Source organism: Mesorhizobium silamurunense, from assembly GCF_014843825.1.
GTDB lineage: Bacteria > Pseudomonadota > Alphaproteobacteria > Rhizobiales > Rhizobiaceae > Mesorhizobium > Mesorhizobium silamurunense.
Genome location: NZ_JHQR01000170.1, coordinates 1 through 7,690, shown reverse-complemented (window position 1 = coordinate 7,690; position 7,690 = coordinate 1). Strand labels below are relative to the sequence as shown.

The window sequence follows — 7,690 nt, the reverse complement described above, 5'->3', positions numbered from 1 at the left end:
CGGCCGCAACGCGCCGAGCAGCCGGACCGTTTCTACCGGGTCGGCCGTCTCCAGCGTCAGCGTCGGCGTGTCGTCCAGGATCGGCAGGTCGCGATTGGTGCAGAGCGCCGTGATGTCGAGACGCTTGAGCGGCCGGTTCGCCGGGCTGCCCGCCGGGCGCGAGACCGCCAGGAACACGTCGTCGCCCGTATAGGAAGTGCGGGTCAGGCCGTCGCGGCGCTCGTCTTCCGTCGCCCGGCGAGGGCGCCGCTCGGTCGAATAGACCCAGCCGCTGCCGCGATTCTGCCCCAGGCTGAAAAGCTCGGGGATCTCGGCCTCGCTGCCTTCCGCATCGGCGTCTTCCACCCGGGTGACACGAAAAATCTCGAAATCCCGCGCCCGGGTGCGGTCGGCATGCAGCACCTGCCGCGTCTTGCGCGGATCGATCTCGACGACGTTGCATTCGCGCTCGAAGAGATTGATGAGGGGCGTCACGAAGAGCTCGAAATCGGCCGGCGTCACGTCGGCAAGCTCGGGCACCGGGCGCCGGAACAGGAAGATGATCTCTATTCCCCCCTCGCACTTGCGCACCACCGGCTGCAGGCCGGCGACCCGCACGTAGTGGAAGCGCTCCGGGATCATGAAATATTCACGCAGCAGCCGGTAGCCCTCGAAGGTCGGGCGGGTCCGCGGCATCAGCGCCTCGTCGTCGCGGATGCCGACCATCTCGGGCTCGGGCAGGGCCGTGAGCTGATTGGTCTTGCCTTCCGCCCGTGCGCCGACGGCCGAGCAGGCGCCGAAGATCGCGTCGAAAAGGAGCGGCGCCTTGGTGCGCCCGGCGAAATAGAGGTCGAGCCGGCCGAGCGACAGTTCGCTGAGCTTGCCCTTTCCGGTCCGCGCAAGCGCGATGCGCAGCGCTGCTTCGCCGCGCACGCTGCCGATCGGGCCGATGCCCGCGGCAGCAAGGCCGCTGCGGTCCTGGAAATAGCTGACCGAGGTGATCGCGATCGGCCACAACGTGATCTCTTGCGCGGTGGTGAAGGTTGAGCGCGTCGAGAGCCCCGGATGCAGGCTGGAGACCAGTCGCGTGCCGCGAGCCACGGCATGGCCTCCGATCATCGACTGCACCTGCTGGCCGGGCTTCAGCACCGCCATCGCCGTTGCCGGCGCCGGCGTGACCAGGTCGGGATAAAGCACATCGAGCACGGCGCGCGAGAAGCGCGAGCGCTCCGCATCGACCTTCAGCCGCGTGCGCGCGGCAAGGAAGGCCACGCCGTCGAGCAGCCGTTCGACATAGGGGTCGGGACACGGCACCGTGTCGAGGGAGAGATTGCGGGCGACCGCCGGATGCATGTCGGCGAATTCCGCGGCCAGCGCGCGGATATGGGTCAGTTCCTCTTCGTAATATTCCACGAAGACCCGATCCATCTCAGGTCTCCCTGAATTCGGTTCGCGCCAGGCCGTTGTCGAGATTGATCGTGGTGCGCAGCCGCATGCGTTCCGGCGTCGGCGTCATGATCAGCACGGCGTCGATCTCTATCTTCAGACCGACGCTCTTGTCGCCGAGGGTGACATTGACCGTCGTGGCGCTCTCCTTCAGACGCGGCTCGAAAGTGGCGAGCACCGCGCGGATCTCGCGCGCCAAGGTATCGCGGTCGAAGTCCCGCGACGAGCGTCCGGAAAAGGACGGCACGCCGTAGTTGACCACGCTGCGGCGCACCTCCGGAAAGTCGGCGAGCGGCGGCAGTTCGTCCAGGGGCTGTTCCTGCTCGGCGTCGGAAAGCAGCGGCACGGACTCGAAGCGCTCGGTGTTGAACAAGGCCTCGATGTCGCGCCGGACGGCTTCCCTGAGCACCCGCGCCGACACCACCACGCCGCGGCTTTCGATCTCGGCGCGGTGCTCTGTCTGGAAGACCAGACGGTGCAGGCGCCGCTTCTGATCGGGCGTGAGTTCCGCATCGGCATCGATGGCGCGCGCGCTGCCGGCAAGAAGAGCCTCGACGCGCTCGGCACCGAGCTCTTCTTCCAGCAGCCGACGCAGCCCGTCGATCTCCGAGGTCAGGCCGGGCAAATCGTTGATCAGGCGGTCCCACAGGGAGGGCTGGACCGCCTCGCGCTTTGCCCGGGAACTGCCGGCAAGCTGCGCTTTCGCGCCGGGCCGCTTGGCCTCACTTGCCGACATAGACATCCATTTCGATCTCGTCGTCCTTGTCATAGACGAATTTGATCTTCTTGTAGGCGAAGCTGACTTCTTCCTCGATGAGGTCGGCCTCGTCGGCGGCCTGCCGCATGTCGTATTCCATGATCGAGGCGTCGGTGAGCGTCACGACCAGATAGTCGCTGGTCTCGCCGTCGATAGTGCGGCGGGCCGAAAACACCACTTCGTCGAGCGCCTTGTTCTCGAACAGCGCCTTCTTCAGGTAGGGGGAAGACTTGTCGTAGTGCTTGGTGAATTTGATCATCCCCATCGACACGCGACCGCGCCGCGACAGCGAATTGGGGTCGTAGGGCGCGATCATCTTGTAGTCGACGCCATGGATCTCGATCTCGTCTTCGTGGCCATCGCGCTTGCTCGGGCCCTTGATGTCAGGAACTTTCAAAAAGCCGTCGATCTTCGTGGTAGGTCCGTCGCTTCTCACTGTTGTCGGCATTGTCTTTCTCCACCGCTTTCAAACGAAACAAGATGACTTTGCTTATGATTTCAGCCCTTCACTGACGGCAGTTCCGACACCAGCCGGAGCGAGGCATTGATGCCTTCCAGTTGGTAGTGCGGACGCAGATAGAAACGGGCATTGTAGTAACCGGGCCGGCCTTCGACGCTGTCGACCTGGACCTCGGCCGCGGCAAGCGGGCGCTTGGCGCGCGCCTTATCGTCGGCAAAGGCTGGATTGGCCAGCACGTACCGGTTGATCCATTCGGTCAACCAGATCTGCATGTCGGTGCGTTCCTTGAACGAGCCGATCTTGTCGCGCGCGATCGCCTTCAAGTAGTGCGCGAAACGCGAGACCGGGAAAAGATAGGGCAGGTTGGCGGAGAGCCGCTCGTTCGACTGCGCGTCGGGATCGACCAGACGGCCGGCGCGCGTCTCGTCGTCCTGCAATGAATGGGCGCCGATAAAGGCGGCAAGGTCGGTGTTCTTCCGGTGCAGGATCGGCATCAGGCCGAGCTTGGCGAGCTCCGCCTCGCGCCGGTCGTCGATGGCGACCTCGGTCGGGCATTTCATCGCGATCGATCCGTCGTCGGTCGGGAAGGCATGCACCGGCAGGTTGAGCACCGTGCCGCCGTTTTCGACGCCGCGGATCTGCGTGCCCCAGCCATAGAGCTTGTGGCTGCGGTTGATGTTCACGCCCATCGGGAAGGCGGCGTTCATCCAGACATATTTGTTGTGGTCGCCGCCCACCTCCTCCTCGAAGGTGAAGCCCTTCACCGGAACGGTCTCCGGGCCGTAGGGCAGCCGTGCCAGCACACGCGGCATGGTGAGGCCGATATAGCGGGCGTCCTCGCTCTCACGCAGCGACTGCCAGGAGGCATAGGCGGGGTTGTTGACGATCATCTGCAGGTCCTGCGGGTTCGGCAGTTCCTGCCAGCTGTCCATGCGGAACAGGCGCGGCGAGGCGGCGGCGATGAAGGGCGTGTGCGCCGAGGCGCAGACGCCCGAAATGTTGCGCAGCAGGCCGACGTCGCGCGGATGGTTCGAGAATTCGTAGGCGCCGATGATGCAGCCGATCGGCTCGCCGCCCAGCATCGAATACTCGTCCGTGTAGACCTTCTTGAAGATTGGGCTCTGGTCCCACATCTGGCCTTCATAGTCTTCGAGCGTGTCGGCCAGCTGTTCTTTGGAGATGTTCATCACCCGGATCTTGAGCTTGGTATCCGTCTCGGTGTTGTTGACGAGATACCAGAGGCCGCGCCAGGTGCCTTCCATTTCCCGCACTTCCGGCGCATGCAGGATCTCGTTGACCTGCGTCGTCAGCATCTTGTCGATGCCGGCGATCAGCGACTTGATCGACTTGATCGCGTTGGAAGAGATGGTGGTGGTCTCGGAGCGCGACTGCGCTGCCAGCGCCAGGTTGCGCACCAACTGCTGCAGCTTTTCGCTGTCGTCCTTCTTGACCTTGAAATCCTTTTCCAGGAGTCCGCTGAATTCGCCGAGGTCTATCGCTTCCGCCTCGGCGGTGGCGGCTGCGGTTTTTTGCTGTTCAGCCATGACTTACTCCTCGCCCTTGCCGTCATCCATCGCCTGGCTGGCGATCTTGCTCAGCAGCGGCTCGTTGTTGAGAAGCTGCGCGATGCGCTTTTCGGCGTCGACGCGGCCGTCCATGAAGCCGAGCAGCTCCTCGAGCTGACGGCGCATCTTGAGGATCTCGGCCAGTTGCGGGACCTGTTCGGCGATCTTGTCGGGCGCGAAATCGCCCATCTTCGAGAAGGTGAGATCGACCGCGAGCTCTTCGTCGCGTTCGGCGCCCTCGGCTTGCGGCAGCGTGTTCTTAACCCGCGCCTTCACCCGCGGTCCCATGGCTTCCATGAATTTGGGGAAGCGGTTGGCGTCGGTTTCGACCAAGGTGCGGTCCAGAACCGATTTCATCGCTTCCTTGGTCTGTGAAGCCCCTGAAAGATCGGCCATCACGGCCATGACGAACGGCAGTTCGATCGTCGTCGGGCTGCCGTAGGTCTCAACGTCGTAGGCGATCTGCACGCGCGGCGCGCGGTTTCTTTCGATGACCTTCGCTTTGCTCTCTGCTGGCATGCTTGTTACCTTTCATCCTTCTGGGCCGGCTTCTTGGGATCGGGGACACCGGCAAGCAGCCGGAATTCCTTCAGCCCCGACGGGGCGAGATCTTCCATCAGTTCCACGAAATCCATGTGCACCATGCGGCGCACGCGGCGGGCGAGGTGCGGTATCGGGCTCGATGGCTCGGTGCGGTCGTAGAAGGCGACGACGAGGTCGAGGCATTTGACGACGTCGTCGCGCGACGTGATCCGGTCGGGCAGCCCGACACTCGGTTCCGCATAGCCGCTTGCCATCGTTTCGGCTCCCATCGCTTCGGCCCCCATCCCTTCCGGTCGATGACCGTTTCGGGCTTGCGTTGCCGGTTCCGCCGGCTGCTGGGCCGGCTTTGCGGCCCCGTTCGCAGCAGTGACGGCAGCCGAATTCCGCTCCAGCGTCGTCAGCAAACGCTGCAAGAACCGTTTCAATTCCGGGATGGTGGGGCCATTGCCTTCGATGCGCTTGTTGAGAGCGGCATCGACCTCGTCAAGGGCGGCGATCACCGCGCGGACGTCGGCGAGCAGCGAGGTCATCGTGTCGCCGGCCTGGTCGATCTGTGCCGCGCAACCGCTGCGCACCCGGTTCAGGAGCTGGCTGTGAGCAGTCGCCAGCGCCGCCTTTTCGGAAGCGCCCAGCCCCGAAGCTGCTTCCTGCAGCATGACGCGCTCGTCGAGCGCGCCTTGTTCCAGGTCGCGTCCGCTGATCGGCCCGACCTGGCGGGGCGAAAAGAAGATCGTCTCGCGCAGGTTCGCCAACAGGCCTTCCTGGCCATTCTGGAGATCGAGGAGCGCGTTGATGCGGCGCAAGGCGGCGTCGCGCGGCGTCGCGTTCGGCCGCAATGCCGGATGCATCGTGTCCCAGTACTGGTCGATGGTCCGGGCGATCAGCGTCAGGCCCTGGGCGAGGCCGGCCAGCCTTTCTTCGTTGGCCAGAGCGCGCGCGACGATGACCAAAAGGCGCAAATCCCGGCCGCGGGAGCGAAGCTCTTCCGCCTTGTCGAGGACAGCCGCCCAGTCGACCGGGGAGGATTGCGAGGCAGGCTTGTTGTTGCCGTCGTGGACAACCTTGAGCTGCGGTTCGGTCAGGCGCTCCAGCTCATGAAAGGCCGGGTCGTTGCGCAAGTCCTCTCCCGACGGATTCTCACCGTTCAGAGGATTCAGCCAGAGTGCGAGATCAATCACACAAACCCCCAGCCAGCGGCCCTGAGACCCCTATGTGACGCGACGTTATCACACGGTCTCACTGTACCACAATTGAGCAGCTGCTCAAAAACTAACGGAAGCTAAACGCGACCGTCTTCTTTCGGCGAAACCCATTGCGCGATTGCCGGGCCGGGTATGTGAAATGGCTCGCATAGCCCGGACCGCGATCCGGTGTTTGTTGCACGACATTGCAGAGCTTGTGTAACCGGGCGGTGCCGGTCGGATAGATCCAAACGCCTTATCCGTCACACGGCTTTGTCAAGCAGCCGCTTATATGGCAGGGTACAGTCGGCAGATTGCGGGAGCAGGTTCGATGGAACAGCGCCGGTCATCGCAGAGCTTCAAGCGTAAGGAACTGGTCGCTAAGCTCAACGCCACGGGGGTGCGCGCCTTCAAGGCCGCGGCCGACACGGCCAAGCTGCGCGGCAATCCCTATGTCGAGCTCGTCCACTTCATCCAGCAACTCGTGCTGTCCGAGCGCTCGGACGTGCAGATGATCATCGCCGATGCCGGGCTGGACGTCAGCCGGCTGACGGCCGACATGACCCGGGCCATCGACAAGCTGCCCTACGGCGCGACCTCGGTTGAGGAATTCTCCGACCACATCTTCCACGCCATCCAGGAAGGCTGGAACCTGGCGACGCTGGAATTCGGCGTGGAGGAGGTGCGCAGCGCCCACATCCTGCTTGTCTGCCTGAAGACGCCGGTGCTGGAAGGCCTGGTATCGAAGATCAGCGCCGAATTCGACAAGATCGATGCCGACGGCGTCATTTCCCGCTTCGCCGATGTCACCGAAGGCTCGCTCGAAGCCGGCTCAGCTCCCGCCGCAGCCGCTGCCGAGACGCCGATGAAGCGCGGTCCGGGCGGGGATTCTGCGCTGGCGAAATATGCCACCGATCTCACCCAGCGCGCCCGCGACGGCAAGATCGATCCGGTGGTCGGCCGCGATCCGGAGATCCGGCAGATCGTAGACATCCTGATGCGACGCCGGCAAAACAACCCGATCCTGACCGGCGAAGCCGGCGTCGGCAAAACGGCGGTGGTCGAGGGATTTGCGCTCCGTATCGCTCAGGGCGACGTGCCGCCGACGTTGCAGAATGTCAGCGTGCGGATGCTCGATGTCGGGTTGATGCAGGCAGGCGCCAGCGTCAAGGGCGAGTTCGAGAAGCGGCTGAAGGCGGTGATCGACGAGGTCCAGGCATCCGAGATGCCGATCATCCTGTTCATTGACGAGGCGCATACGCTGATCGGCGCCGGGGGTGCTGCAGGCACCGGCGACGCCGCCAATCTCCTGAAGCCGGCGCTGGCGCGGGGCGAGCTGCGCACCGTCGCCGCCACGACCTGGGCCGAATACAAGCAGCACATCGAGAAGGATCCGGCGCTGACGCGCCGCTTCCAAGTGGTCAAGATCGACGAGCCGTCGGAAGCGGTGGCCGTGCTGATGCTGCGCGGCGTTGCCGGCGTTCTGGAGCAGCACCACAAGGTGCAGATCCTCGACGAGGCGATCGAGGCTGCGGTTGCCCTTTCGCATCGTTACATCCCGGCGCGGCAGCTGCCGGACAAGGCAGTCAGCTTGCTCGATACCGCCTGCGCCCGCGTCGCTATCTCGCAGCATGCCACGCCCGCCGAGGTCGAGGACATTCTGCGCCGCCGCCAGGCGCTGGAGGTCGAGCGCGGCATCATCGGCCGCGAGGCGGCGATCGGCATCGAGGTCGCTGACCGGCAAGCCCGCGTCGACGCC

Annotated in this window: 7 protein-coding genes; 1 reads left to right on the top strand and 6 read right to left on the bottom strand. The window is 64.4% G+C overall.

All coding sequences use genetic code 11. The features are described from left to right. The 6 genes from tssF to tssA all read right to left on the bottom strand — a co-directional run. Positions 1–1,407, bottom strand: a 1,407-nt coding sequence (tssF, locus tag DH10_RS18990; RefSeq protein ID WP_192385233.1) for a type VI secretion system baseplate subunit TssF, incomplete at its 3' end; no start/stop codon positions are given. 1 nt (position 1,408) lies between these two features. Continuing rightward, positions 1,409–2,161, bottom strand: coding sequence for a type VI secretion system baseplate subunit TssE (gene tssE / locus DH10_RS18985; RefSeq protein WP_192254690.1), 753 nt, complete (start codon positions 2,159–2,161; stop codon positions 1,409–1,411). Further along, a complete protein-coding gene (locus tag DH10_RS18980) occupies positions 2,148–2,630 on the bottom strand; it encodes an Hcp family type VI secretion system effector (protein ID WP_192254520.1) in 483 nt (160 codons plus the stop codon). The genes tssE and DH10_RS18980 overlap by 14 nt, the downstream gene beginning before the upstream one ends. Positions 2,631–2,680: 50 nt before the next feature. Continuing rightward, on the bottom strand, positions 2,681–4,186 hold the full coding sequence (tssC, locus tag DH10_RS18975; protein ID WP_192254522.1) for a type VI secretion system contractile sheath large subunit: 1,506 nt from the start codon (positions 4,184–4,186) through the stop codon (positions 2,681–2,683). Positions 4,187–4,189: 3 nt separating this feature from the next. Further along, positions 4,190–4,726, bottom strand: a complete 537-nt coding sequence (tssB, locus tag DH10_RS18970) for a type VI secretion system contractile sheath small subunit (RefSeq protein WP_126101673.1) — start codon at positions 4,724–4,726, stop codon at positions 4,190–4,192. Positions 4,727–4,731: 5 nt separating this feature from the next. Beyond that, positions 4,732–5,928 (bottom strand): type VI secretion system protein TssA, encoded by a 1,197-nt coding sequence (gene tssA / locus DH10_RS18965; RefSeq protein WP_192254524.1) that lies wholly within the window; start codon positions 5,926–5,928, stop codon positions 4,732–4,734. Between the two features lie 334 nt (positions 5,929–6,262). Here tssA and DH10_RS18960 point away from each other — a divergent pair. Continuing rightward, a partial coding sequence (locus DH10_RS18960) for an AAA family ATPase (RefSeq protein WP_192385232.1) occupies positions 6,263–7,690 on the top strand: 1,428 nt, incomplete at its 3' end.

Excerpts from the sequence above, each read along its gene's own strand:
- tssE (WP_192254690.1), bottom strand. The coding sequence starts at position 2,161 with ATGTCGGCAAGTGAGGCCAAGCGGCCCGGCGCGAAAGCGCAGCTTGCC.
- DH10_RS18980 (WP_192254520.1), bottom strand. The coding sequence starts at position 2,630 with ATGCCGACAACAGTGAGAAGCGACGGACCTACCACGAAGATCGACGGC.
- tssC (WP_192254522.1), bottom strand. The coding sequence starts at position 4,186 with ATGGCTGAACAGCAAAAAACCGCAGCCGCCACCGCCGAGGCGGAAGCG.
- tssB (WP_126101673.1), bottom strand. The coding sequence starts at position 4,726 with ATGCCAGCAGAGAGCAAAGCGAAGGTCATCGAAAGAAACCGCGCGCCG.